This window comes from Cupriavidus sp. SS-3 (genome assembly GCF_035818815.1).
GTDB lineage: Bacteria > Pseudomonadota > Gammaproteobacteria > Burkholderiales > Burkholderiaceae > Cupriavidus > Cupriavidus taiwanensis_C.
This window is the reverse complement of sequence record NZ_JAYLVT010000002.1, coordinates 207,481-231,661: the sequence shown is the minus strand read 5'-3', so window position 1 is coordinate 231,661 and position 24,181 is coordinate 207,481. Positions and strand designations below refer to the sequence as shown.

Here is a 24,181-nt window from a genome sequence, read left to right as displayed (position 1 = left end):
GTCTACTCTTTAGAGTTCTTGCAAGCATCTGTTACCAGTGCGAATTCCGCAATATCGATGAATTCGCGTAGCGTACGTTCCACGTCACGGTGCCATTGTGGAAGTGCAACACCCAAGCCATCCCTCAACTTTGTCGTATCGAGGCGAGAGTTTGCCGGCCTTGGTGCCGGGCTGCCGTATTCCTCGGCAGTGATCGCGCGGATATTGTCCACGCTAAGTGCCAGCGGCACGCCATTGTCCGCTAGATACCGGACAATCAGTTTTGCATACTCGCACCAGTTGGTCTCGCCCAGCGCAGCAAGGTGATAAACCCCAGGAACGAAGCCCTGCTTCGCCCGGTTCAGGTACCGGCCCACGGCAACAGCCGTGATGTCCGCAACCAGCGAGGCCGGGGTTGGGGCACCCCACTGATCGGACACCACGCTCAGCGATTCGCGAGTCGTAGCGGCACGAACGATGCTCTTTAGGAAATTGCCGCCATGCAAGCCGTAGACCCAGCTCGTACGGAAAATCAGGTGGTTCGCCGTCGCAGCCTGCACCATTCGCTCGCCGCCCAGCTTCGACTTGCCATAAGCGGACAACGGATTGGGCACGTCGGTCTCCACGTATGCACCGGCCTTCAAGCCGTCGAAAACGTAGTCAGTCGAATAGTGGACGACCAGCGCTCCCAGATTCGCGGCTTCTTCTGCCAGAATCCCCGGCGCAACCACATTGACCGCATTGGCCAGGTCGATCTCGCGCTCCGCGAGGTCGACCGCGGTGTAGGCGGCGGCATTGACGATGATGTCCGGGCGGGCTGTCCTGACAGCACCTCGCACACTGTCGGCATCGGTCAGATCGCATTGACGGCGGTCCACGGCCACCACGGTACCGTGCAGCGCGAGGCTGCGTGTCAGCTCAAAACCCAGTTGACCATTGGCGCCGATGAGCAGAATCCTTGGGAACATGCCGTACTCAAGCGGCATATTGCTTCGCCACCCAGTTCCGATACTCCCCCGACATCACGTCCTGCACCCAAGCTTGGTTATCCAGATACCACTGGACCGTCTTGCGCAGGCCGCTTTCAAACGTCTCGGCCGGCTTCCAGCCCAGTTCGCGTTCCAGCTTGCGGGCATCGATCGCATAGCGGCGATCATGACCGGGGCGATCCTTGACGAAGGTGATCTGGTCGCGGTACGAGCCGGTAGCCTTGGGCGACAGTTCGTCGAGCAGGTCGCACAAGGTGTGCACGACGTCCAGGTTGGTCTTCTCGTTCCAGCCGCCCACGTTATAGGTTTCGCCCAGGCGGCCGCGTGCCAGCACCTCGCGGATGGCCGAGCAGTGGTCGCGCACATACAGCCAGTCACGCACGTTCTTCCCGTCGCCATAGATGGGCAGCGGCTTGCCGGCGAGGGCGTTGGCGATCACCAGTGGGATCAGCTTTTCCGGGAAATGATACGGCCCGTAGTTGTTCGAGCAGTTCGTCGTCAGAACCGGCAAGCCGTAGGTATGGTGATACGCGCGCACCAGGTGGTCCGATGCGGCCTTCGACGCCGAGTACGGGCTGTTCGGTGCGTATGGGGTGGTTTCCGAGAACTGCGGATCGGTTTCGCTCAACGAGCCGAACACCTCGTCGGTTGACACATGCAGGAAGCGGAATTCGGACTTCGCGGGCTCTTGCAGCCCGCTCCAGTAAGCGCGCGCGGCCTCAAGCAGCGTAAACGTGCCAACGATATTGGTCTGGATGAACTCGCCGGGCCCATGGATGGACCGGTCAACATGGCTCTCGGCGGCGAAGTGCACCACGGCACGCGGCTGGTAGGTGGCGAAGAGCCGGTCCAGTGCGGCACGGTCGCAAATATCGGTTTGCGAAAACACGTGGCGGGGGTCGTCCTCGACCGCTGCGAGGGTCTTCCGATTGCCCGCATAAGTGAGCTTGTCGACGTTGACGACCCCATCCGCCGACTTATCGCCCAGCCATGCCAGAACGAAATTGGCGCCAATGAACCCAGCGCCCCCAGTGACCAAAATATGGGACAAAACTTGCTCCTTGCCTCGATATGTTTCGATGGCCCGACAAAAGCCGAGCGCCCACCTTGTCCTCTTCCGGGACGGCGGGGCGTTAAGTGCCTGCAGAAGTGGCGGTATTCTATCTGACTGAATGCACCAGCTTACGGGCTGCCTCCCACTTTTTGTTGCCTCATGTAACCGTGCCACGGTATATCGGTCACAAAACTACAAATAGAAGCGAATTTATTCTGACTGGACCCGATGCCCGACCATAACGTTACCCATACATCACTTTACGCCATCGGTGACCTGCAAGGCTGCGCACCCTCCCTGGACGCCTTGCTGGCTCGCCTGCCGGCGCAACCCGCGGTGCGCCTTGTCGGCGACCTCGTCAACCGGGGCCCTGCCTCTCTTCAAACCCTGCGCACCATCCGCGCCATGGGCGAGCGCGCGGAAACCGTCCTCGGCAACCACGACATCCACCTTCTGGCCGTAGCGTCCGGTGTCCGAAAAAAAGGCCGCCACGACACGGTGGACGACATCTTGGCCGCCTCCGACCGTGACGACCTGCTCACCTGGCTGCGCCACCGCCCTCTGGCCCTGCTGGATAACAACTTCCTGCTGGTCCACGCAGGCGTCCTGCCCCAATGGACCGCTGCACAGGTAATCGACCTCGCCCACGAAGTCGAAGAACAACTCCAGGGCCCCAACTGGCAAGGCTTCCTCGCCGACATCTTCGGCAACACGCCTGACCGCTGGCACGACGGCCTGCGCGGCATCGACCGCCTCCGCGTGGTGGTGAATGCTCTCACCCGCCTGCGCTACTGCACGATCGACGGGGTGATGGACTTCAAGGCCAAGGATGGCCCGGGCAAGGCGCCGGAAGGGTTCATGCCATGGTTCGACGTACCGGGGCGGCGCACCGAGGCGGTGACGGTGGTCTGCGGGCACTGGTCGACGCTGGGCCTGGTCATGCGCCCGAACCTGATGGCGCTGGATACGGGTTGCGTCTGGGGTGGCAAGCTGACGGCGGCGCGCCTGGCGCCGGAACCCGCCGAGCGAACCGTGATCCAGGTGGATTGCCCGCAATATTGCGATCCGCTGGCGTGACTCGCTATCCTGCGTTGGCGGGGACGACAGGGCGGCTAGCCGATGGCAGCGGGCGCGGGTTGGGGTGCGCTGCCGGGCTCGGGCGGTTGGTTCAGGCGTTGGGCTGCCGTGGCGGCGTGCTCGGCGGCACCCTGGCTGAGATGGGCGACGACTTCCCTTGCAGAAGCCGCCAGTTCGCGGCGGTCGCCCGAGGCCGGCACCAGCGCCGGCCCGACCACCAGCCGCGCCTTGATCCGCGGCGCACGCAAGACCGCCTCCAGCGATTGCAGCAGCGTGGTGTCGCCGATATAGGCGGCGGCCAGCGTCGGCTGGCCGGTGGCAGCATCGAGGTAGTTCAGGCCCAATGGCTGCACCGGCAGCCCGCCTGAGATCGGCGCCTGCATCAGGTTGGCATGGAACGGCAGCACGCTGGTCCCATCCGTCGTCGTCCCTTCCGGAAACACCCCGACCAGGTCCCCCTGCAGCATCACATCCGTAATGTCATGCAACACGCGGTGCGCGTCACGCTTGCGCGCCCGTTCGATAAAGATGGTGCCGGTCTTGTCGCACAGCCACCCGATCAGCGGCCAGTTGCGAATCTCGGATTTGGCGACGAAGCGCACGGGCTGCCAGCTGTGGATGACGTAGATGTCCAGCCACGAGATGTGGTTGGACACCACCATCGCGCCCTGCCGCGCCGCGCCGGTGTGCGCGGCGCCGGTGGCGTCGACCACCTCCACTTCCACCCCGCAGATCCGCAGCAGGCGGCGCGACCAGCGCCGGATATGCCATGCGCGCGAGCGCACGCCCAGCCATGGGAACAGCAAGGCGCAGGTCAGCAACCCGCGCAGCAGGTGCAGGACCAGTGCGGTCTTGCGCAGCCAGATCATGCCTGGGCGTGGTTGCCGTAGACGACTTGCCCGCTGACCAGGGTCATGCGGACCTTGCCTTCCATTTCGTAGCCGAGCCACGGCGAGTTCTTGCCCTGGCTCTTGAGTGAGCGGCGCTCGACCTTCCACACCTGCCTGGGATCGAACACGCACACGTCGGCGGCGCTGCCGACGGCGAGGGTGCCGGCCTTGAGGCCGATCACGCGGGCGGGCTCGGCGGTGATGCGGGCCAGCGCCTGCGCCAGCGGGACCTTGTGCTCGCTGGCCCAGCGCAGGGTCAGCGGCAGCAGCAGTTCCAGGCCGGTTGCGCCCGGCGAGGCCTCGGCGAAGGGCAGCAGCTTTTCGTCATCGTCGACCGGCGTGTGGTCCGAGCACAGCGCGTCGATGGTGCCGTCGGCCAGCGCGGCGACGATGGCGTCGCGGTCGCGCGGGCTGCGCAGCGGCGGCGAGAAGCGCATCTGCGAATTGAAGTAGCCGATATCCATGTCGGTCAGCGAGACGTGGTGGATATTGACGTCGCAGGTCACCTTCAGGCCTTCGCGCTTGGCCTGGCGCACCAGTTCCAGCCCGGCGGCGGACGACAGCCGGCACAGGTGCACGCGGGCGCCGGTGCTGCGCATCAGCTCGAAGATGGTGTGCAGGCGCACGGTCTCGGCGATCACCGACACGCCCGACAGGCCCAGGCGCGATGCCACCGCGCCGCTGGCGGCGACGCCGCCTCCGAGGAACGGGTCTTCCGGGCGCAGCCACACGGTGAAGCCGAAGGTCTGCGCGTACTGCAGCGCGCGCAGCAGCACCTGGGTGTTGCGCACCGGCGCCTCGGCCTGGCTGAAGCCGACGCAGCCGGCCTCGGTCAGCTGGCCCATCTCGGTCAGGGTCTCGCCCTTCAGGCCCAGCGTCAGCGCGCCCAGCGGGTAGACGTGGGTCTGGTTCAGCGTGCGGGCGCGGAACTTCAGCATTTCGACCAGGCCGGGCTCGTCGAGCACCGGGTCGGTGTCGGGCGGGCAGACCAGGCTGGTCACGCCGCCCGCGGTGGCGGCCGCGACCTCGGATTCGAGCGTGGCTTTGTATTCGTAGCCGGGCTCGCGCAGGCGCGCGGACAGGTCGACCAGGCCCGGGCACACGATCAGCCCCTTGGCGTCGATGACCTTGTTGGCGGTGAAGTCTGCCGGGGCGCTGCCGACGCCGACGATCTTGCCGGCGGCGATATAGAGGTCCTGCGCGGCGTCGGTGTTGCTGGCCGGATCGATCAGGCGGCCACCCTGGATGTGAATCTTCATAGCTTGGCTTGTCGTGTCGCTGGGCTGGTTCGGTGTGTTCTGGCTGGCGTGCGGGGTCGGGCTGGCCGGCATCAGTCGTTGTTCCCGGCAACGATGCCCATCACCGCCATGCGCACGGCGATGCCGAAGGTCACCTGGTTCAGGATCACGGACTGAGAGCCATCGGCCACGGCGGAGTCGATCTCGACGCCGCGGTTCATCGGCCCCGGGTGCATCACGATGGCGTCGGGCCTGGCCAGCGCCAGGCGCTCCGGCGTCAGGCCGTAGGCCTTGAAGTATTCCTGCGCCGAGGGCAGCAGCGCGCCGCTCATGCGCTCGTTCTGCAGCCGCAGCATGATGACCACGTCGACGCCCTTGAGGCCCTCTTCCATGTTGTGGAACACGCGCACGCCCATCTGCTCCAGCCCGGACGGCAGCAGCGTGCGCGGGCCGATGGCGCGCACTTCGGGCACGCCCAGCGTGGTCAGCGCATGGATGTCGGAGCGCGCCACGCGCGAGTGCAGGATGTCGCCGACGATGGCCACCGTCAGGTTGGTGAAGTCCTTCTTGAAATGCCGGATGGTGTACATGTCCAGCAGCCCCTGCGTCGGGTGGGCATGGCGGCCGTCGCCGGCGTTGATCACGTGCACGTGCGGCGCGACGTGCTCGGCGATCAGGTAAGGCGCGCCCGAGCTGGCATGGCGCACCACGAACATGTCGGCGGACATCGCCGACAGGTTGTTGATGGTGTCCAGCAGCGACTCGCCCTTGCTGGTCGACGACGCGTTGATGTTCAGGTTCAGCACGTCCGCCGACAGCCGCTTGGCGGCGATCTCGAAGGTGGTGCGGGTGCGGGTGGAGTTCTCGAAGAACAGGTTGAACACGCTCTTGCCGCGCAGCAGCGGCACCTTCTTGACATCGCGGTCGGAGTCGGACAGCGAGACAAACTGGCTGGCGGTGTCGAGGATGTGCGTGATCATGTCACGCGACAACCCCTCGATCGACAGCAGGTGCTTCAGTTCGCCGTTCTTGGTGAGCTGCGGGTTGCGGAACGTCTTGGTCATGGCTGGTCGGGCGCGGGCAAAAAACGGGGAGGTGGTCTGGTCTCGGGGCTGGCTTTCGGGCTTTCCGGCGTTCGGGCGCGCCGGGCGCGCCCCGCGGTGCCGGTTCAGCCGGTGGCGGAATCGGTGGGTTCGGTGGCGAAGGTGAATTGCGCGGCGGCGCCTTCGCCCTGGCGCGACAGCACCAGGGTCGTGCCGGGCGGCAGCGCCATCTCGCCGGCGCACAGGTCGGCGGCGATCGGCAGCTGGCGCCCGCCGCGGTCCACCAGCACGCCCAGCGCCACGCGCGCGGGGCGGCCGTAGTCGAACAGCTCGTTGACGGCGGCGCGGATGGTGCGGCCGGTGGCCAGCACGTCGTCGATCAGCAGGATGTTGCGCTCGTCCACGGCAAACGGCAGCGTGGTTGGCTGGGCCTGGCTATGCAGGCCCTTCTTGGCATAGTCGTCGCGATGGAAGGCGACGTTGATCACGCCGTGCTCGGGCAACTGCAGGTCCGCCGCCAGGCGCGCGGCGATCCATGCGCCGCCGGAATGGATGCCGGCCACCGACCAGCGCGCGCGCTCGGCCTCGGGGATCAGTGCCTGCGCCTGCTCCAGCAGCTTGCGGTACAGCGACTCGGCGTCGGGAACGGAAATCTGCGTCATAGCGGGAATTGGTCGAAGTACTGTTGCAGGATGATGCGGGCGGCCTCGGCATCGAGTTCGCCGCGGCGGGCGCCGGCCATCGACGCGGCGCGCGAGGTATAGCGCTCGTCCACCCATTCCACCGGCAGGCCGAAGCGGCCGTTGAGCTGGTTGCCGAAGCGCCGCGCCAGCTTCATCGACGGCTGCTCGCCGCCTTCGGGGTTGACCGGCATGCCGACGATCAGCTGCACCGGGTTCCACTCCTGGATTAGCGCGGCCACGGCCTCGAAGCGGCCTTCGACGGTGATATTGGGAAGAATGGTCAGGGCCCGCGCCTCGCGCGTGATGAAGTTGCCCAGCGCAACGCCGATCTTTTTTTCGCCGTAGTCGAATGCCAGGACCGTGCCGTCGCGGGGCAGTTCACGCCCCACGGCATCAGGCATGCCCGGCCTCCCCGGACAGCATGGTGAAGTCGATGCCGAGCAGCCGGATGGCGGCGGCAAAGCGCTCGTCGGGCGGCACGCTGAAGATGATTTCGGGATCGGCCTGGACCGTGAGCCAGCCGTTGCGGCTGAGTTCTTCCTCGAGCTGGCCGGCGCCCCAGCCGGAATAACCCAGCGTCAGCAGGAAGCGGTGCGGGCCGCTGCCATTGGCCACGGCTTCCAGCACGTCCTTGGAGGTGGTCATCTCCAGTCCGCCGGGCACGGCCAGCGACGAGACATAGACGCCGACCGGGTCGTGCAGCACGAAACCGCGCTCGGTCTGCACCGGGCCGCCGAAGTAGACCGGCTGGTGCGCCACGGGCTGGATCTCGAGCTTGAGGTCGATCTTGTCGAACAGCGTGGCCATGTCGATGTCGATGGGCCGGTTGATCACCAGCCCGAGCGCGCCACGCTCGTTGTGTTCGCAGATGTAGACGACGGAACCCGAAAAGGTCGGATCGGCCATGCCGGGCATGGCAATCAGGAACTGATTGGTCAGATTGATGGGTGCTTCGGGCTTCGCCATGCCTTGCATTTTATCAAATCGCCGGGGGTCTTCCGGAAAAGATTGGCGGGCGTTCCAGTGCAGCAAGGGGCGCTCCGCCACGCGCGGTGACCGCGGGCTGGATTACGCCTTGCCGGTCAGCGCGGCCAGTTCCTGGGCCGTCAGCCAGCGCCACTCGCCTTCGGCCAGCGCCGGATCCAGCTGCAGGCTACCGATGGCGCTGCGATGCAGCGCGTCGACGTGGTTGCCCGCGGCCGCGACCATGCGCTTGACCTGATGGTACTTGCCTTGCACCAGCGTCAGCCGCAGGCTGCGTTCGCCGGTGATCTCGCAGGCTTCCGCGGCGATCGGCGCCGGTTCGTCCAGCAGCTGCACGCCGCTGCGCAGCGCCTCGGCCTGGGCCGGCGTGACCGGCTCGGCGGTGGTCACTTCATAGATCTTGGGCACCTTGCGCTTGGGCGAGGTCTGGGCGTGGATGAACTGGCCGTCGTCGGTCAGCAGCAGCAGTCCGGTGGTGTCGTGGTCGAGCCGCCCCACCGCCTGCACCTCGCGCTGGCGCAGCGGCACCGGCAGCAGGTTGTAGACGCTCGGGTGATGGCGCGGGCGCTGCGAGCATTCATAGCCGGCGGGCTTGTTCAGCATCAGGTAGGCCTTGGTGCAGGCCAGCCACTCCTCGCCGTCGACGGTCAGGCGCAGGCCGTCCACGTCGAACTGCGCGCGCGGGTCTTCGCACAGTTCGCCGTTGACCTCGACCAGCCCGGCGGCGATCAGGTCGCCGCAGTACCGGCGCGTGCCAAAGCCCTGGGATTGAAGAATTCGGTCGAGAGTCATGAGCTTCTGTAGAGAATGGGATGGCGGCATGGCGGCCGGCGGCCGGCTCCTGTACCGCTATGTTAGGGTATCGGCGCGATCGATCCGGCGTTGCACGAGGTTCAGCGCCGGCAAACCCGTCAGACAGGCAAGCGAACATGCAGGCAGCAGCCACCCCGGCTACGTCCCGGCCACCGTACCGGATCGGCAAGACCTTTGCGCGCGGACTGGTCTGGTTCCGGCGCGACCTGCGCGCCACCGATCACGCGGCGCTGCATTATGCCTTGCGGCACTGCGCGCAGGTGTGGTGCGTGTTCGTGTTCGACCGCGACATCCTTGAGCCGCTGCTCGCACGCGGCCTGCGGGCCGACCGGCGGGTCGAGTTCATCCGTGAATCACTGGTGGAACTCGCCGGGACACTGGCCGCGGCCGGCGGCGGCCTGATCGTACTGCACGACCGCGCGCGGACCGCCATCCCGGCGCTGGCGCGCGCACTGGAAGTGGAGGCGGTCTTCGCCAACCACGACTACGAGCCCGCTGCCAATGCCCGCGACGAAGCGGTGCGCCAGGCGCTGTCGGAACAGTCCTGCGCGCTCTTTACCTTCAAGGACCAGGCGGTGTTCGAGCGCGACGAGATCCTGAACGGCCAGGGCAAGCCGTTTTCGGTGTTCACGCCGTACAAGAACGCCTGGCTCAGGAGCGTGGAGCCGTTCGACCTGCGCCCTTATCCCGTCGAACCGTACCTGCCGGCGCTGGCGCCGGTGCCCGCCGCGTACCGCCAGCCGGTGCCGACGCTCGCGCAGCTCGGCTTTGGTGCCAGCAACCTTGCCGAGATCGCAATGCCCACCGGCGCATCGGGTGCCCAGGCCTTGTTCGAGGAATTCAGCGGGCGCATGGGCGACTACGGCCGGCGGCGCGACTACCCTTCCCTGCGCGGCCCCAGCTACCTGTCGGTGCACCTGCGCTTCGGCACCATCTCGATCCGCACGCTGGCGCGCACGGCGCACGCCGTCATGCTGCGCGGCGGCGCCGACAGCGCGGGCGCGGCGGTGTGGCTGTCGGAACTGATCTGGCGCGATTTCTACTTCATGATCCTGCATCACCATCCGCGTGTGGCCGCCGGCGCGTCGTTCCAGCCAGCCTATGACGCCATCCGCTGGCAGGACGGCGACACCGGCGAGCGCTATTTCCGCGCCTGGCGCGACGCCGCCACCGGCTATCCGCTGATCGACGCGGCGATGCTGCAGATCCGGCAAAGCGGCTATATGCACAACCGCCTGCGCATGGTCACGGCCAGCTTCCTGGTCAAGGACCTGGGCGTCGACTGGCGCCGCGGCGAGCAGTATTTTGCCGACCAGCTCAATGATTTCGACCTGGCCGCCAACAACGGCGGCTGGCAATGGGCCGCGTCCACCGGCTGCGATGCGCAGCCGTGGTTCCGCATCTTCAATCCGGTGACGCAGTCGCAGAAGTTTGATCCGCAGGGCCGCTTTATCCGCAAATATCTGCCGCAACTGGCCGCGTTGCCGGACAAGTACCTGCACGCGCCGTGGACCGCCCCGGAAGCCGTGCTGGCCGAGGCCGGCGTGCGGCTGGGCGACAACTACCCGCGCCCGCTGGTGCAGCACGACGTGGCGCGCCAGCAAACGCTGCGGCGCTATGAAGTGGTGAAGCAGGTGGTGAAGCCGGAGGTGAAGGGCGCCGGCGCGGAGGACTGAACGCGCCGGCCGCCGTGCCGCTCAGGCGGCCAGCATCGCGCTTTCGCGATAGTGGCGCTGCGCGTCTTCGAAGCGCTCGGTTTCCTCGAACAGCCGCGCCAGCGCCAGGTGCGTGCGCACGCGCAGGCGGCGCTGCTGATCGGGGTCGGCATACTTGAGCGCGCGCTCGAAGCTGGACTGCGCCTTGCCCCACAGCTTCTCGCCCAGGCACAGCACCCCCAGCGTGTAGTACAGGTCGGCGTCCGCGGGATGCGCGGCCAGCCATTTCTCGGCCTGCTGGATCTGCGGCAGCGCATGGCCGGGCACGGCGCAATCGGCATAGCGCAGCACCAGGCGGCTGTCCCAGTTGACCTTGAGCGCGTCTTCGATGATGCGGCGGGCCTCGTTCTGCCGACCCAGCGCCGCGAAGTAGCGCGCCGCCGGCTCGGCGATGCGGGTGGCGCGGCGTTCGTCGGCGGACAGCGAGCGCCAGAACTCGGACAGCGCCTCGGCATCGTGGCGGCGCTCTTCCAGCATGGCTTCGACGGCCATCTGCTTGAGCCGCAGCGCCAGCACCGGATGCAGCGCGTTGCGCTTCTCCAGCGAGCGCGCCAGGCGCAGCACCTCGGACCAGTTCTTCAGGTGCTGGTGCGCGCGCAGCGCGATGCGCTGCACATGGATCTGGCGCGCGCCCTGCGACTGCAGCTGGGCGATGGTTTCGAGCGCGCCGTCGGCATCGCGGGCATCGACCAGCAGCTCGGCCATCGACACCAGCCGGGCCTGCTCGCGCTCGGGGTCGGTCACCTGCGCCATCCAGGCGTCGCGCCGCTCGGTTTCCTGCATGCGGTGGGCGGCGCGCGCGCCGATCAGCGCGGCGGTCTGGGCCTGGTCGTCCCACGACTGGGCTTCGCGCGCGGCGCGCTCGGCGCGGGCGAAGCGGCCGGCGAACAGGTTTTCGATCGACTCGCGCAAAGCCGCCTGGGCCTTGCTCATGCGGCTGCGCTCGCGATAGGCGGCGGCGCGGCGCGGCATCTCGGCCAGATGGCGGATGGTGGACATCACCGTCCACACCACGAAGAAGATCAGCAGCAGCAGCGCCAGCGCCAGGTTCAGCGACAACTCGACGCGGTACGGCGGATAGAACAGCACCACATTGCTGTGGTTGAACTGCGTGAACAGGGCCAGCCCGACGGCGCCGCCGAACAGGACCGCAACCCAGAACAGAAGGCGCATGGGCTTACTCCTTCTTCAGGGCTTGCAACGCGCCCAGGCTTTCGGCCATGGTCGGCAGCTGCACCGTGACCGCGCCGGCCTGCGCCTGGCGCAGCAGCGTCAGCACACCCTGCACGCGGCGCGACTTGGTATCGAAATAGCGGCCGATCATCGCCTGCGCCGCGGCCAGGTCGTTGCGGAACACGGGCTCGTTGCGCGACAGCAGCGCCAGGCGCGCATTGAGCAGGCGCAGCTTGACGTTCTCGCGCAGGAACCAGCCCTGGTCGCCCGAGAGCAGCAGCGCCTCGGCATCGTCGACCTTGCGGATGCGGATCACCTGCGCCAGTTCTTCGCGCAGGTAGTCCCAGAAGCGGGTGAACCAGCCCGGGCCGGTGCCGTTGGCGGCGGCCGGCGCGCTGGCGCCATTGCCACCGTTGGCGGCGGCGCCCTTGCGGGCATCGGCCTCGCTGCGCTCGAGCATGCGCTCGCTCGACAGCAGCGGCAGCGCATCGACCTGGTTGATGGCTTCGTCCAGCTTGATCGCGGCGCCGGTCAGGTCGGTGTCGGGCACCGCCTTCATGCGCGCCACGTCGCGCGCGATGGCCCGGCGCAGCAGGTTGTATTGCGGCTTGTCGGCGCGCGCCAGGCGCGCGTCGGCGCTCTGCAGCGCGGCCAGCGCGACCTGCACGTTGCCGGTCAGCTGCAGCTGCTGGCCGGCGCTGGTCAGCAACTGCTGGATCTCGGCGATTTCCCAGTCGTCACGATTACGCATCAGGTCCTGGTAGACCTGCTCCAGCGCCACCTGCTTGTCGCGGGTCTCGCCCACCTGGTTCTCCAGCGCGCCGACCTTGGCCTGCAGTTCCTTGACGGTGTCCTGCGCGTTGCGCGTCAGCACGCGCGACTCCTGCACCAGCGCGTCGTTGCTTTGCTGGCGGCGCGCCAGCTCGCCGGTCAGGTGGTCGACACGCTGCTGCAGCCACCAGAAGCCGCCGGCGGTCGCCACCACCAGCACGGCGACCAGCGCCCATAGCGCGGCGGAGCGGCGCGCGGCGGGACGGGCAGCGCCGCCGTCGCCGGCGCCTTGCGGCGGCACCGCCTGCGCGGACTGCGCCGGGTGGACAGAGGCCGCGCCAGGCGGCGGCGTAGCGGAGGAGGACGTGGTTTCTTGCGTCACGCGTTCGACCTTCGTTGACATTGCAGGGACTGCGGCAGGCGCGCTGGCGGCCGGCGGCGTTGCTTCGACCGGCTTGGCGGCCGCGGGGGCGATCGGCGCTGGCAGGCTCGATGGCGCAGGCCCGGCAGGCGCAGGACCGGCATACGCATCGGCCCACTGCAGGCACGCCGCCAGCAGGCCGGCATCGCCGGGCGCGGCACGCTGGATATGGGCGAAGCCTAGCGCCAGCGCCTGTTCGGCGATTCTCGCATGGGGCGCGATGCACTGCACCTGCCGCAGCGAAGCGTCTTCCTGGGGCGACAGATGCTGCCGTGCCAGCACGTCGAGGTTGCGCACCGCCTCGGAACTGGTTAGAAGCCAGGCATGCGGTGCGGCGCCGGGACGCAGGTTGTCGCGCACGGCCTGCCATTGCATCGCAGTCGGTTCGGGCAGCGTGCGCTGGTAGGCCTCGACGGCTTCGACCTGGGCGCCGGCCTCGCGCAGGCGGTCGCCGAGCCAGTCGCGTCCGCCGTTGCCGCGGATGATCAGCACCGGCTTGCCGGCCAGTGCGGCGGGATCGAGCTGCGCCCACAGCGCCTCGGAATCGAAGCGCAACGCCTCGGCATCGGGCACCGTATCGTCATGGCCGGCCCCGTTGGCGTTGGCACCCGCGGGCGCAATCACGCGATACGCCGGTGCGGCGATGCCGCGCTCGGCCAGCGCGGCGACGCTGGCCGGGCCGACCACTGCCACCGCGACCTGAGCCGGCCAGCGCGCCACGGCCGAGCCCTGCACGCCGGCGAGCGCGTCCAGCGCAAAGGCAATGGCATTGGGGCTGACGAACACCACCAGCGCAAACGTGTCCAGCCGCGCCAGCGCCGCGCGCAGCGGCGCGTCGTCAGCGGCCGGGCCGATCGCCAGCAGCGGGAAGCTGAGTACATCCAGACCGGCGCCCTGCAGGGCCTCGGTCAGTTGCCGGGACTGCCCGGCGGGTCGTGTCACAACGACGGTCGGGCGGGGCATCGGGCAGCCTCAGGCAGGAGATGGAGCAGCGGCGTCGCCTGAATCGGCCAGCGCGGCGAGGATCGACTCGGCGCCCTGCGCCAGCAGGTCGCTGGCGCAAGCCTGGCCCAGCGCTTCGGCGGCAGCCAGGTCGGCGGCGGGCCCCGCCGCCGCGGCGCGGATGGCACGGCTACCGTCGGGCAAGGCGACGAAGGCCTCCAGCCGCAACTGGTCACCGTCCCAGCGCGCGTGCGCCGCCAGCGGAACCTGGCAGGAGCCGCCCAGCCGGCGCGACACGGCGCGCTCGGCGGTCACGGCCAGCGCGGTCGGCTGGTGGTTCAGCGGCGCCAGCCACTCGGCCAGTTCCGGGCGGGTGGAAAGGGTCTCGATCCCAAGCGCGCCCTGCCCCGCGGCCGGCAGCGACGCCTCGACCGTGATCAGCGCGCGGATGCGATCGCCCAGCCCGAGCCGCTTCAGGCCCGCGGCGGCCAGGATGATGGCGCCATATTCGCCGCGATCGAGCTTGCCGAGCCGCGTGTCGAGGTTGCCGCGCAGCGGCTTGATCACCAGGTGCGGGTAGCGGCTGCGCAAAGCAGCTTCGCGGCGCAGGCTGGAAGTGCCGACCACGGTGCCGGGCGGCATCTCGTCCAGCGATGCATAAGCCGATGACACCAGCGCGTCGCGCGGATCTTCGCGCTCCATCACCGCCGCCAGGGTGAAGCCCGGGGGCAGCTCCATCGGCACATCCTTGAGCGAATGCACCGCGAGGTCGGCCCGGCCTTCGTCCATCGCGAACTCCAGTTCTTTGACAAACAGACCCTTGCCGCCGACTTTCGACAGCGTACGGTCTAGAATCTGGTCTCCCCGGGTGGTCATGCCAAGAATGGACACGTCGCACGCGGGATAGTATTGTTGCAATGCAGCACGCACATGTTCTGCCTGCCACAGCGCCAGACGGCTCTCTCGGGAGGCAATGACGAGCTTTTGCGGAAGGTTGCGAGACACGACAGCGGTAGCGGAAGACGGGGTGGCGGACGACATGCGTCAATGGTAGCACGCGCCCCAATCGCCCCTCCGCACCATTAGATAAGCTTAGAGAAGCAAGAGGAGATTGCATGACGCAGCATGCTGCGCGGCCCAACGGTCGGAAGACCGGCGCGGCCGCCAAGGATTCGTCCGCCGCGAAAGGTGACGCAACCGGCGCAACCAGCGCTAAACCGCCCCGCTCCGCCCCCCGCGCAGCCAAGCGTTCTACCAAGCCCACGCTTTCGATCGTGTCGAGCAACGGAACCACCATCGCCACCGCCCCCTCCCGCCGCACCGCCCGCACCGCTGACAAGGACGTGCCGCTGCGCGAGGACATCCGCTTCCTGGGCCGCCTGCTGGGCGACTGCCTGCGCGAGCAGGAAGGCGACGCCGCCTTCGAGGTGGTCGAGACCATCCGCCAGACCGCGGTGCGCTTCCGCCGCGAGAACGACCGCGCCGCCGGCGCCGAGCTGGACCGGCTGCTCAAGCGCCTGTCGCGCGACCAGACCAACCAGGTGGTGCGCGCCTTCAGCTATTTCTCGCACCTGGCCAATATCGCCGAGGACCAGCACCATAACCGCCGCCGCCGCGTGCATGCGCTGGCCGGCTCGCCGCCGCAGGACGGCAGCCTGCAGCACGCGCTGGAAAAGATCGACGCCGCCGGCGTCACCGGCAAGCAGCTGCGCAAGTTCCTCGACGAGGCGCTGATCGTGCCGGTGCTGACCGCGCACCCGACCGAAGTCCAGCGCAAGAGCATCCTCGACGCCGAGCGCGAGATCGCCCGCCTGCTGGCCGAGCGCGACCTGCCGATGACCGCGCGCGAGCGCGAGCACAACACCGCGCAGCTGCGCGCCAAGGTCACCACGCTGTGGCAGACCCGCATGCTGCGCGACGCGCGCCTGACGGTGGCCGACGAGATCGAGAACGCGCTGTCGTACTACCGCACCACCTTCCTGCGCGGCATCCCGCAGCTGATGAGCGAGCTGGAAGAAGACATCGCCGCAGTGTTCCCGGGGACGCGCAAGCGCAAGGGCGCCGCTGGCGCCTCGGGCACGCAAGCCGCGCCGCTGGCGCCGTTCCTGCAGATGGGTTCCTGGATCGGCGGCGACCGCGACGGCAACCCCAACGTGACCGCCGAGACCCTGGAGCACGCCGCCAGCCAGCAGGCGCAGCTGATCCTGGACTGGTACCTGGAAGAAGTGCACGCGCTCGGCGCCGAGCTGTCGATGTCGATGCTGATGGTCGACGCCAGCCCGGAACTGCTGGCGCTGGCCGAGCGCTCGCCCGACCATTCCGAGCACCGCGCCGACGAGCCCTACCGGCGCGCGCTGATCGGTATCTACGCGCGCCTGGCCGCCACCTGCAAGGCGCTGAGCGGACATGCCGCGACCCGCCGCCCGGTGGCGCCGGCCGAGCCCTATGACAGCGCCGAGGCCTTCGGCGCCGACATCCAGGTCGTGATCGATTCGCTGCGCGCGCACCACGGCCAGGCCCTGGCCAGCCACCGCATCGATGCCCTGGCCCGCGCCATCGCCGTGTTCGGCTTCCACCTGGCCTCGGTCGACATGCGCCAGGTCTCCGACGTGCACGAGGCGGTCATCGCCGAACTGTTCGCCGCGGCCGGCATCGCCCCCGACTACGCCGCGCTGCCCGAGGCGCGCAAGCTGGAACTGCTGCTGGCCGAACTGCGCCAGCCGCGCCTGCTGACGCTGCCGTGGCACGAGTACTCGGAGCAGACCCGCAAGGAACTGGCGATCTTCGCCGCCGCGCGCGAGCTGCGTGCGCGCTATGGCAAGCGCGTCGCGCGCAATTACATCATCTCGCACACCGAAACGCTGTCGGATCTGGTCGAGGTGATGCTGCTGCAGAAGGAATCCGGCATGCTGCAGGGCACGCTCGGCAGCAAGACCGACCCGGCGCGCATGGAGCTGATGGTGATCCCGCTGTTCGAGACCATCGAGGACTTGCGCAACGCCGCCGGCATCATGCAGTCGCTGCTGGACCTGCCGGGCTTCGATGCGGTGCTCGCCCACCATGGCGTCGAGCAGGAGGTGATGCTCGGCTACTCGGATTCGAACAAGGACGGCGGCTTCCTGACCTCGACCTGGGAGCTGTACAAGGCCGAGCTGGAACTGGTGCAACTGTTCGAGCAGCGCAACGTCAAGCTGCGCCTGTTCCACGGTCGCGGCGGCACCGTCGGCCGCGGCGGCGGCCCGACCTACCAGGCCATCCTGTCGCAGCCGCCGGGCACGGTCAACGGCCAGATCCGCCTGACCGAGCAGGGCGAGATCATCAACAGCAAGTTCGCCAATGCCGAGATCGGCCGGCGCAACCTGGAAACGGTGGTCGCCGCGACGCTGGAAGCTTCGCTGCTGCCACAGCAGAACGCGCCGAAGGACCTGGATACCTTCGAGGCCGTGATGCAGCAGCTGTCGGACCGCGCCTTCACGGCCTATCGCGACCTGGTCTACGAAACCCCCGGCTTCAAGGACTACTTCTTCGCCACCACGCCGATCACCGAGATCGCCGACCTGAACCTGGGTTCGCGCCCGGCCTCGCGCAAGCTGATGGACAAGAAGAACCGCCGCATCGAAGACCTGCGCGCGATCCCGTGGGGCTTCTCGTGGGGCCAGTGCCGCCTGCTGCTGCCGGGCTGGTACGGCTTCGGCAGCGCGGTGCGCTCGCTGCTCGACAGCGCGCCGGACGACAAGGCGCGCAAGCAGGCCGTCACCACGCTGCGGCGCATGGTCAAGACCTGGCCGTTCTTCTCGACGCTGCTGTCCAACATGGACATGGTGCTGGCCAAGACCGACCTGGCCGTAGCCTCGCGCTACGCCCAGCTGTGCGACGACGCCGCGCTGCGCCGCAATGTGTTCAACCGCATCAGCAAGGAATGGCACCTGACCTGCGACATGCTGGCGCTGATCACCGGCCACCAGGAGCGGCTGGCGGACAACCCGCTGCTGGCGCGCTCGATCAAGAACCGCTTTGCGTATCTGGATCCGCTCAACCACTTGCAGGTGGAACTGCTCAAGCGCTACCGGGCCGGCAAGGATGGGGATGATATCCGCGTACGGCGCGGGATCCACCTGACTATCAATGGGGTGGCGGCGGGGTTGCGCAATACGGGCTGATAGCCCAACCCAAGCCTCGGCCAAAGAGAGCGGTTTTGGTGCTCCAAAGCCGCCCGCCCTGGCCCAGGCAAGGTGCTCCCCTCTCCCGCGCGCGGGAGAGGGGAGCACCCACCCGGCAAGCTTCAACCGCCTCACCCCACAAACGCCCCCGGCACCGGATCTTCACCCAGCGCGTGCAGCAGCACCGCCCAGTGCATCGCCTCGTCGCCGAGGATGCTGCCGGCCGCGCGCGTCAGCTCGCGGTTGTAAAAGTTCGGCAGCACGCCCAGGTAAGCCGACGTGGCGCCCTTCTCCAGCCCCGCGGCAAAGCGCAGCACGTCGGCCTGCGTCTTCAGCTTTTCGGTCGGAAACTCATACGCCGACGCCTTCTTTGCCGTCACCGGCGTGCCGCCGAGCTTCGACACCGTCCCGGCCAGCACCTGCGCATGGGCCTTGTGGTGGTCCTGGAACTTGACCGCGGTGGCCAGCACCGGCTTCTGCAGCAGCCCGCTTTCGGCGCCGACCTGGTAAGCCGCGATCGCCTGGTATTCCAGCCCCAGCGCGGTATTGAGGATATTGATGTCGTCCTTGGTGCTGCCCGATTGCGTCTGCGCCCACGCCGGCATCGATTCGCCGAGCGTGATGACGGCCAGCGAGCCCAGCGCGAACAGGCCGGGCGCCTTGAGCAGCCCGCGCCGGCGCGCGTCCGGCGGCGTGATGAGGGTTCCGGGCTCGCGTGCGGGCTTTTGTGACATGCGGTCCATGGTGTGCTCCTGTGAGGGATGACAACGTGGCGCCCCCGGGACGGGGTGCCTGGCTTGCGCCTGTCAGCATCTACGCAGCTGCCGGGCGTTTGGATGCGCGTTTGGATGCAGCGCTACCTATAATCCGGCAAAGCTTGCTTGCAAGGAGCCGTCCCGGTGCCGCCCTCCCCGCAGCCGTCCTATGCCACGCCCGCCAGCCCCGACCGGCTGGAAGGACTGCTGCAGGCCGTGGCCGTGGGTGAGCGCCAGGCACTGCGCGCACTCTACGACCTCACCGCAACGAAACTGTTTGGCCTTGCGCTGCGTATTACCGGCAGGCGCGATTGGGCGGAGGATGTCGTGCAGGAAAGCTTTGTCAGCATCTGGCACCACGCCGGCGACTACCGGCCGCAGCTGGCCGCGCCGATGACGTGGATGACCGCGATCGTGCGCAACCGCGCGCTCGACTGCCTGCGCCGGGCGGCGGCCGCGCGCGTGCCGCAGACCGCCGAGCTGGAGCAGGACCTGGCCGAATGGCTGGCCGACGACTCGGCCGGGCCCGCCGAACTTGCCGAGGCCAGCCAGCAGGCGCGCGCGCTCAACCGCTGCCTGCAGCGGCTGGAGCAGCCCCAGCGCCAGGCCATCATGCTGGCGTACCTGCAGGACCTGAGCCACGCCGAGCTGGCCGAGCGCCTGCGCACGCCGCTGGGCACGGTCAAGTCCTGGATCCGGCGCGGGCTGGAGCGGCTGCGCAACTGCATGGAGGGCGCGGCATGAAGCTGGCCAGCCACCCCGACCTGCTCGACCGGATCGCAGCCCAGTACGCGCTGGGCGTGCTGCGCGGCGGCGCGCGCCGGCGCCTGGAGCGGCTGGCGCATGAAGAACCGGCGGTGCGCACGGCGATCCACCGCTGGCAGGCGCGCCTTGCCGGCGTGGCCGAATTGCAGGCGGCGGCCGAGCCGGTAGACAAGGTCTGGTGCGGGATCGAGGAAAGGCTTGGCTGGAAGGCGGCCGAGGAGCGCAGTTCGCTCGCCGCACCCCGCGCCGCTGGGCCCGGCGCCGGCGGCTGGTGGCAGCGCCTGTGGTGGGCGCCGGTGTTCTGGCGCGGCGCCGCGGCGGCGATGGCGGTGGTGGCGGTGCTGGCCATCGGCATCGGCATGCACTTGGCACAGCAGCGCGAGGCGGTGCCCGCCGACGTCATCGCCGTGCTCAACGACGACCGCGCGCAGCCGGCCATGCTGGTGTCATGGGATGCAGGCAGCGGCGACCTTGTGGTGCGCCGGCTGGATCACCTGAAGCTGAACGATCAGCAGGTACTGCAGTTGTGGGCGCTGCCGGCAGGCGGAAAGCCACAGTCCCTGGGCTTGATCGGCCGTGTGCCGCAAGCGCGGCTGGCGCTGGCGCAGCGGCCAACGGCGGTGCCCGCGCTGGCCGCCAGCATCGAACCGGCCGGCGGCTCGCCCCGTGCCGACGGGCCCAGCGGCCCGGTGGTGTTCAAGGGACCCGTGATCCACAGCCGGCCCTGAGCAGCGCGCCGCCGTCGCGGGCCGCACCGCCAGCGTGCCGCCGGGCGATATAATCGCCGTTTCCCAATTTTTCGCGCCCGCCGCCGTCCGCACGCCGGCCGCCTGCCGCGCGAGCCACTGCAGCCGACGTCCATGTCCACCTCCCAACTTGCCAAGAAAGGCGAAGCCTGGTCCGCCCGCTTCTCCGAACCGATGTCCGACCTGGTGAAGCGCTACACCGCCTCGGTGTTCTTCGACAAGCGCCTGGCCCTGTTCGACATCCAGGGCTCGCTGGCCCACGCGGCCATGCTGGCACAGCAGGGCATCATCGCCGAGGCCGACCGCGCCGAGATCGAACGCGGCATGGCGCAGATCCGTGGCGAGATCGAGGCCGGCAGCTTTGAATGGAAGCTGGACCTGGAAGACGTCCACCTGAACATCGAGGCACGCCTGACCGCGCTGGTGGGCGATGCCGGCAAGCGGCTGCACACCGGCCGCTCGCGCAACGACCAGGTCGCCACCGACATCCGCCTGTGGCTGCGCAGCGAGATCGACAATATCATCGCGCTGCTGGGCGCGCTGCGCACCTCGCTGCTCGACCTGGCCGAGCAGCACGCCGACACCATCCTGCCTGGCTTCACCCACCTGCAGGTGGCGCAGCCGGTCACCTTCGGCCATCACCTGCTTGCGTACAACGAGATGTTCACGCGCGATGCCGAGCGCATGGCCGACTGCCGCAAGCGCGTCAACCGCCTGCCGCTGGGTGCCGCCGCGCTGGCCGGCACCAGCTACCCGATCGACCGCGAGTTCGTCGCGCAGCAGCTGGGCTTCGACGGCGTCTGCCGCAATTCGCTGGATGCCGTGTCGGACCGCGACTTCGCCATCGAATTCTGCGCCGCCGCCGCGCTGGTGATGACGCACGTGTCGCGCTTCTCGGAAGAGCTGGTGCTGTGGATGAGCCCGCGCGTGGGCTTTATCGACATCGCCGACCGCTTCTGCACCGGCAGCTCGATCATGCCGCAGAAGAAGAACCCCGACGTGCCCGAGCTGGCGCGCGGCAAGACCGGCCGTGTCAACGGCCACCTGATCGGCCTGCTGACGCTTATGAAGGGCCAGCCGCTGGCGTACAACAAGGACAACCAGGAAGACAAGGAGCCGCTGTTCGACACCGTCGATACCGTGGTCGACACGCTGCGCATCTTCGCCGACATGGTGCCGGGCATCAGCGTCAAGCCCGAAGCGATGCGCGCCGCCGCGCTGCAGGGCTACGCCACCGCCACCGACCTGGCCGACTACCTGGTGAAGAAGGGCCTGCCCTTCCGCGATGCGCATGAAGCCGTGGCCCACGCCGTGCGCGCCTGCGACGGCCGCCAGTGCGACCTGGCCGACCTGAGCGTGGCCGAGCTGCGCGAGGTTTCCGGCCTGGGCGACCAGGCCGCGCTGATCGGCGACGACGTGCACGCGGTGCTGACGCTGGAAGGCTCGGTCGCGGCGCGCAACCATGTCGGCGGCACCGCGCCGGACCAGGTGCGCGCGGCCATCGCCGCGGCACGCGCGGCGCTGTAAGAGCCAGGCAGCGCCCTGTAAGTTTCGCGTAAGTTCTCAGCAAGAAATAGCCACCGTGGCGCGAGCCCGGTGGCTTTTTTCATTGTTGCTGCGCGCTTTGGCGCAATCTCGCCCGCGCCCGTAGGTAGTAGCCCCTAGCGCCGCCACTTTTTGTTACAGATAAACTAATCGCCGCAAAAACCGGGGAGACAACCCATGTATTACTTGCTTGGTCTGTCACGACAGATCGACAGGTTGAATCAGCACACTGGCAGGCTTGCAAACATCATGATCCTGCTGTCGTGCCTGATCAGCGCCGGCAACGCCCTCCTGCGCTATGGCTTCAACTTGAGCGACAACTGGCCACTCGAACTGCAGTGGTACATGTTTGCCATTGCCGTGATGTTCGGCGCCTCCTACACCTTCCAGCGCAATGAACACGTGCGCGTGGACCTGATCTACGGCAACGTCTCGGAACGCGCGCAGCACTGGATCGACATCTTCGGCATCCTTGTGTTCCTGCTGCCCTCGTGCGTGCTGTTCACCTGGCTGTCGTGGGAATCGTTGTTTCTGCCCTCGTGGCGCATCCTCGAGCAATCGGGCAACTCCGGCGGCCTGCCGCGCTACCCGATCAAGCTGGTGGTGCCCGTCGGCTTCGCCCTGCTGACCCTGCAAGGCGTGTCCGAGCTGATCAAGCGCTTCGCCGCCCTCAAGGGCCTGGTGCGCATCGAATCCAAGTACGAGAGGCCGGTTCAATGATCCCGTTGGAATATATGCCGCCGATGATGTTCGGCGGCCTGGTGCTGTTCATGCTGATCGGCTTCCCGGTCGCATTCTCGCTGTCAGCTGTGGGGCTGGCCTTCGGCTTCCTGGCCATCGAATGGGGCTATTTCCCGCTCAGCTTCCTGCAGGCCATCCCGAGCCGCATCTTCGGCAGCGTGCTGGGCAACGAGCTGCTGCTGGCGATCCCGTTCTTCACTTTCATGGGCGCGATCCTGGAGAAGTGCGGGCTGGCCGAGGACATGCTGGACTCCATGGGCCAGCTGTTCGGCCCGGTGCGCGGCGGCCTGGGCTACTCCGTGATCCTGGTGGGCTTCATCCTGGGCGCCATCACCGGCACGGTGGCCGCGCAGGTGATCGCCATGGCGATGATCTCGCTGCCGGTGATGATGCGCTACCGCTACAACATGAAGTACGCCACCGGCGTGCTGGCGGCATCGGGCACCATCACGCAGCTGGTGCCGCCCTCGCTGGTGCTGGTCGTGCTGGCCGACCAGCTCAAGACGCCGATGGGCAGCGCCGACGTGGGCAGCATGTACCTGGGCGCCTGGGGGCCGTCGGTCATCCAGATCGCGCTGTTCGCGCTCTACACCTTCTTCCTGACGCGCTTCAAGCCTGACTGGCTGCCGCCGGTCCCGCCCGAAGCCCGCACCCTGCGCGGCTGGGCGCTGTGGCGCAAATGCCTGCGCGGCATCGTCCCGTGCGCGGTGCTGATCTTCCTGGTGCTGGGCACCATCATGCTAGGCATTGCCACGCCGACGGAATCCGGTGCCATGGGCGCGGTTGGCGCGCTGGTGCTGGCCGTGATCCGCGACAAGGCCTTTACCCGCATCGACCGCCAGGTCTACCGCGTCGGCATCGCCGCCACGCTGGTGGCCGCCGCGGTGGGCGTCTTCGCCTTCGGCTCGCACGCCTTCCGCATCCCGCTGGCGGTGATGTACCTGGTGATCGTCTGGCTGCTGCTGCGCGCCGGCCAGATGACGGACCTGCGCCTGCTTATCGTCGACGCCTACCAGTCCACCGCGCGCATCACCGCGATGGTGGTATTCATCCTGATCGGCTCCACCTGCTTCTCGGTGGTGTTCCAGGGCGTGGACGGCGGCGCGTGGGTCGAGCATCTGTTCACCTCGCTGCCGGGCGGCTGGATCGGGTTCCTGATCGTGGTGAACCTGTTCATCTTCTTCCTGGCCTTCTTCCTGGACTTCTTCGAGATCGCCTTCATCGTGGTGCCGATGCTGGCGCCGGTGGCGGTCAAGGTGCTGGCACCGGTGGTCGCCGACTCCATGGGCGGCAACCCGGAAGCCGCGGCAACGGCAGCGCTGGTGTGGTTTGGCGTGATGCTGTGCGTGAACATGCAGACCTCCTTCATGCACCCGCCCTTCGGCTTCGCGCTGTTCTACCTGCGCGGCATCGCCCCGAAGGAAGTGAGGAGTTCGGACATCTACTGGGGCGCCCTGCCCTGGGTCGGCCTGCAAATGGCCATGGTGCTGCTGGTGATGTTCTGGCCCGGCATGGTGACCGGCCTGCTCGACAAGGGCTCGCTCAAGCATAGCAACGCGGCGGAAGTCAGTATCCCGCTGGGCGAACCCGAGAAGCCGGCATCGGCGCCGGCCTCGCCGGGTTCACTGGAGCTGCCGGGTGCCGCGCCGGCGCCGGAACCGGCCGTGCCGCAGTTCGAGTTCGAGAAGAAATAGGTC

At 68.0% G+C, this 24,181-nt stretch carries 21 protein-coding genes; 8 read left to right on the top strand and 13 right to left on the bottom strand.

Going from position 1 to position 24,181, the window contains the following annotated elements:
- Positions 1–2: 2 nt before the first annotated feature.
- A complete protein-coding gene (gene rfbD, locus U9J39_RS04410) occupies positions 3–965 on the bottom strand; it encodes a dTDP-4-dehydrorhamnose reductase (protein ID WP_326346592.1) in 963 nt (320 codons plus the stop codon).
- Entirely contained in the window at positions 955–2,019 is a 1,065-nt protein-coding gene (gene rfbB / locus U9J39_RS04405) for a dTDP-glucose 4,6-dehydratase (RefSeq protein WP_115710521.1), read from the bottom strand. Before rfbB ends, rfbD begins: the two co-directional genes overlap by 11 nt.
- Before the next feature lie 231 nt (positions 2,020–2,250).
- On the opposite strand from rfbB, the gene U9J39_RS04400 reads away from it, so the two are divergent.
- Positions 2,251–3,099, top strand: coding sequence for a symmetrical bis(5'-nucleosyl)-tetraphosphatase (locus U9J39_RS04400; protein WP_326346591.1), 849 nt, complete (start codon positions 2,251–2,253; stop codon positions 3,097–3,099).
- Positions 3,100–3,134: 35 nt separating this feature from the next.
- On the opposite strand, the gene U9J39_RS04395 is transcribed toward U9J39_RS04400, so the two are convergent.
- From U9J39_RS04395 to U9J39_RS04365, 7 genes are all read right to left on the bottom strand, one after another.
- Complete coding sequence (locus U9J39_RS04395; RefSeq protein WP_326346590.1) at positions 3,135–3,968, bottom strand: lysophospholipid acyltransferase family protein; 834 nt, start codon at positions 3,966–3,968, stop codon at positions 3,135–3,137.
- Positions 3,965–5,248, bottom strand: coding sequence for a dihydroorotase (locus tag U9J39_RS04390; protein WP_115710527.1), 1,284 nt, complete (start codon positions 5,246–5,248; stop codon positions 3,965–3,967). The genes U9J39_RS04395 and U9J39_RS04390 overlap by 4 nt, the downstream gene beginning before the upstream one ends.
- 71 nt (positions 5,249–5,319) lie before the next feature.
- Positions 5,320–6,291, bottom strand: a complete 972-nt coding sequence (locus U9J39_RS04385) for an aspartate carbamoyltransferase catalytic subunit (protein WP_115704367.1) — start codon at positions 6,289–6,291, stop codon at positions 5,320–5,322.
- 104 nt (positions 6,292–6,395) lie between these two features.
- On the bottom strand, positions 6,396–6,932 hold the full coding sequence (pyrR, locus tag U9J39_RS04380; protein WP_115680931.1) for a bifunctional pyr operon transcriptional regulator/uracil phosphoribosyltransferase PyrR: 537 nt from the start codon (positions 6,930–6,932) through the stop codon (positions 6,396–6,398).
- A complete protein-coding gene (ruvX, locus tag U9J39_RS04375) occupies positions 6,929–7,354 on the bottom strand; it encodes a Holliday junction resolvase RuvX (RefSeq protein WP_010813827.1) in 426 nt (141 codons plus the stop codon). Before ruvX ends, pyrR begins: the two co-directional genes overlap by 4 nt.
- On the bottom strand, positions 7,347–7,919 hold the full coding sequence (locus U9J39_RS04370) for a YqgE/AlgH family protein (protein ID WP_025583981.1): 573 nt from the start codon (positions 7,917–7,919) through the stop codon (positions 7,347–7,349). The genes ruvX and U9J39_RS04370 overlap by 8 nt, the downstream gene beginning before the upstream one ends.
- Positions 7,920–8,021: 102 nt before the next feature.
- Positions 8,022–8,729: a pseudouridine synthase gene (locus tag U9J39_RS04365; RefSeq protein WP_115710529.1), complete on the bottom strand. Its 708-nt coding sequence runs from the start codon at positions 8,727–8,729 to the stop codon at positions 8,022–8,024.
- A gap of 137 nt (positions 8,730–8,866) precedes the next feature.
- Here U9J39_RS04365 and U9J39_RS04360 point away from each other — a divergent pair, with 137 nt between their 5' ends.
- Positions 8,867–10,426: a cryptochrome/photolyase family protein gene (locus U9J39_RS04360; RefSeq protein WP_116312965.1), complete on the top strand. Its 1,560-nt coding sequence runs from the start codon at positions 8,867–8,869 to the stop codon at positions 10,424–10,426.
- A gap of 21 nt (positions 10,427–10,447) precedes the next feature.
- Here the strand turns inward: U9J39_RS04360 and U9J39_RS04355 are convergent, their stop codons facing one another.
- Genes U9J39_RS04355 through hemC form a run of 3 tightly spaced genes read right to left on the bottom strand, consistent with a single transcriptional unit; the run spans position 10,448 to position 14,813 of the window.
- On the bottom strand, positions 10,448–11,638 hold the full coding sequence (locus tag U9J39_RS04355) for a heme biosynthesis protein HemY (protein WP_115680934.1): 1,191 nt from the start codon (positions 11,636–11,638) through the stop codon (positions 10,448–10,450).
- A 4-nt stretch (positions 11,639–11,642) separates the two neighbouring features.
- Positions 11,643–13,793, bottom strand: a complete 2,151-nt coding sequence (gene hemDX / locus U9J39_RS04350) for a fused uroporphyrinogen-III synthase HemD/membrane protein HemX (protein ID WP_115710532.1) — start codon at positions 13,791–13,793, stop codon at positions 11,643–11,645.
- Between the two features lie 9 nt (positions 13,794–13,802).
- Complete coding sequence (hemC, locus tag U9J39_RS04345) at positions 13,803–14,813, bottom strand: hydroxymethylbilane synthase (RefSeq protein WP_115710533.1); 1,011 nt, start codon at positions 14,811–14,813, stop codon at positions 13,803–13,805.
- A 74-nt stretch (positions 14,814–14,887) separates the two neighbouring features.
- Between hemC and ppc the strand changes: the two genes are divergently transcribed.
- Positions 14,888–17,932: a phosphoenolpyruvate carboxylase gene (gene ppc / locus U9J39_RS04340; RefSeq protein ID WP_115710535.1), complete on the top strand. Its 3,045-nt coding sequence runs from the start codon at positions 14,888–14,890 to the stop codon at positions 17,930–17,932.
- Positions 17,933–18,063: 131 nt separating this feature from the next.
- Here ppc and U9J39_RS04335 read toward each other — a convergent pair whose 3' ends face one another.
- Positions 18,064–18,675, bottom strand: coding sequence for a ferritin-like domain-containing protein (locus U9J39_RS04335; protein WP_198035993.1), 612 nt, complete (start codon positions 18,673–18,675; stop codon positions 18,064–18,066).
- A 156-nt stretch (positions 18,676–18,831) separates the two neighbouring features.
- On the opposite strand from U9J39_RS04335, the gene U9J39_RS04330 reads away from it, so the two are divergent.
- From U9J39_RS04330 to U9J39_RS04310, 5 genes are all read left to right on the top strand, one after another.
- Entirely contained in the window at positions 18,832–19,431 is a 600-nt protein-coding gene (locus U9J39_RS04330; protein WP_116312967.1) for a sigma-70 family RNA polymerase sigma factor, read from the top strand.
- Positions 19,428–20,180, top strand: coding sequence for an anti-sigma factor (locus U9J39_RS04325; protein WP_115710538.1), 753 nt, complete (start codon positions 19,428–19,430; stop codon positions 20,178–20,180). Before U9J39_RS04330 ends, U9J39_RS04325 begins: the two co-directional genes overlap by 4 nt.
- A 132-nt stretch (positions 20,181–20,312) precedes the next feature.
- On the top strand, positions 20,313–21,725 hold the full coding sequence (gene argH, locus U9J39_RS04320; RefSeq protein ID WP_115710539.1) for an argininosuccinate lyase: 1,413 nt from the start codon (positions 20,313–20,315) through the stop codon (positions 21,723–21,725).
- Positions 21,726–21,920: 195 nt separating this feature from the next.
- Positions 21,921–22,463 (top strand): TRAP transporter small permease subunit, encoded by a 543-nt coding sequence (locus U9J39_RS04315; protein ID WP_012353642.1) that lies wholly within the window; start codon positions 21,921–21,923, stop codon positions 22,461–22,463.
- On the top strand, positions 22,460–24,178 hold the full coding sequence (locus tag U9J39_RS04310; RefSeq protein WP_115710540.1) for a TRAP transporter large permease: 1,719 nt from the start codon (positions 22,460–22,462) through the stop codon (positions 24,176–24,178). The genes U9J39_RS04315 and U9J39_RS04310 overlap by 4 nt, the downstream gene beginning before the upstream one ends.
- The last annotated feature ends 3 nt before the right edge of the window (positions 24,179–24,181 follow it).

Bases quoted from the DNA above. Each gene is read 5' to 3' on its own strand.
- rfbD (WP_326346592.1), bottom strand. From the start codon at position 965: ATGCCGCTTGAGTACGGCATGTTCCCAAGGATTCTGCTCATCGGCGCC.
- U9J39_RS04400 (WP_326346591.1), top strand. From the start codon at position 2,251: ATGCCCGACCATAACGTTACCCATACATCACTTTACGCCATCGGTGAC.
- U9J39_RS04395 (WP_326346590.1), bottom strand. From the start codon at position 3,968: ATGATCTGGCTGCGCAAGACCGCACTGGTCCTGCACCTGCTGCGCGGG.
- U9J39_RS04390 (WP_115710527.1), bottom strand. From the start codon at position 5,248: ATGAAGATTCACATCCAGGGTGGCCGCCTGATCGATCCGGCCAGCAAC.
- U9J39_RS04385 (WP_115704367.1), bottom strand. From the start codon at position 6,291: ATGACCAAGACGTTCCGCAACCCGCAGCTCACCAAGAACGGCGAACTG.
- pyrR (WP_115680931.1), bottom strand. From the start codon at position 6,932: ATGACGCAGATTTCCGTTCCCGACGCCGAGTCGCTGTACCGCAAGCTG.
- ruvX (WP_010813827.1), bottom strand. From the start codon at position 7,354: ATGCCTGATGCCGTGGGGCGTGAACTGCCCCGCGACGGCACGGTCCTG.
- U9J39_RS04370 (WP_025583981.1), bottom strand. From the start codon at position 7,919: ATGGCGAAGCCCGAAGCACCCATCAATCTGACCAATCAGTTCCTGATT.
- U9J39_RS04365 (WP_115710529.1), bottom strand. From the start codon at position 8,729: ATGACTCTCGACCGAATTCTTCAATCCCAGGGCTTTGGCACGCGCCGG.
- U9J39_RS04360 (WP_116312965.1), top strand. From the start codon at position 8,867: ATGCAGGCAGCAGCCACCCCGGCTACGTCCCGGCCACCGTACCGGATC.
- U9J39_RS04355 (WP_115680934.1), bottom strand. From the start codon at position 11,638: ATGCGCCTTCTGTTCTGGGTTGCGGTCCTGTTCGGCGGCGCCGTCGGG.
- hemDX (WP_115710532.1), bottom strand. From the start codon at position 13,793: ATGCCCCGCCCGACCGTCGTTGTGACACGACCCGCCGGGCAGTCCCGG.
- hemC (WP_115710533.1), bottom strand. From the start codon at position 14,813: ATGTCGTCCGCCACCCCGTCTTCCGCTACCGCTGTCGTGTCTCGCAAC.
- ppc (WP_115710535.1), top strand. From the start codon at position 14,888: ATGACGCAGCATGCTGCGCGGCCCAACGGTCGGAAGACCGGCGCGGCC.
- U9J39_RS04335 (WP_198035993.1), bottom strand. From the start codon at position 18,675: ATGGACCGCATGTCACAAAAGCCCGCACGCGAGCCCGGAACCCTCATC.
- U9J39_RS04325 (WP_115710538.1), top strand. From the start codon at position 19,428: ATGAAGCTGGCCAGCCACCCCGACCTGCTCGACCGGATCGCAGCCCAG.
- argH (WP_115710539.1), top strand. From the start codon at position 20,313: ATGTCCACCTCCCAACTTGCCAAGAAAGGCGAAGCCTGGTCCGCCCGC.
- U9J39_RS04315 (WP_012353642.1), top strand. From the start codon at position 21,921: ATGTATTACTTGCTTGGTCTGTCACGACAGATCGACAGGTTGAATCAG.
- U9J39_RS04310 (WP_115710540.1), top strand. From the start codon at position 22,460: ATGATCCCGTTGGAATATATGCCGCCGATGATGTTCGGCGGCCTGGTG.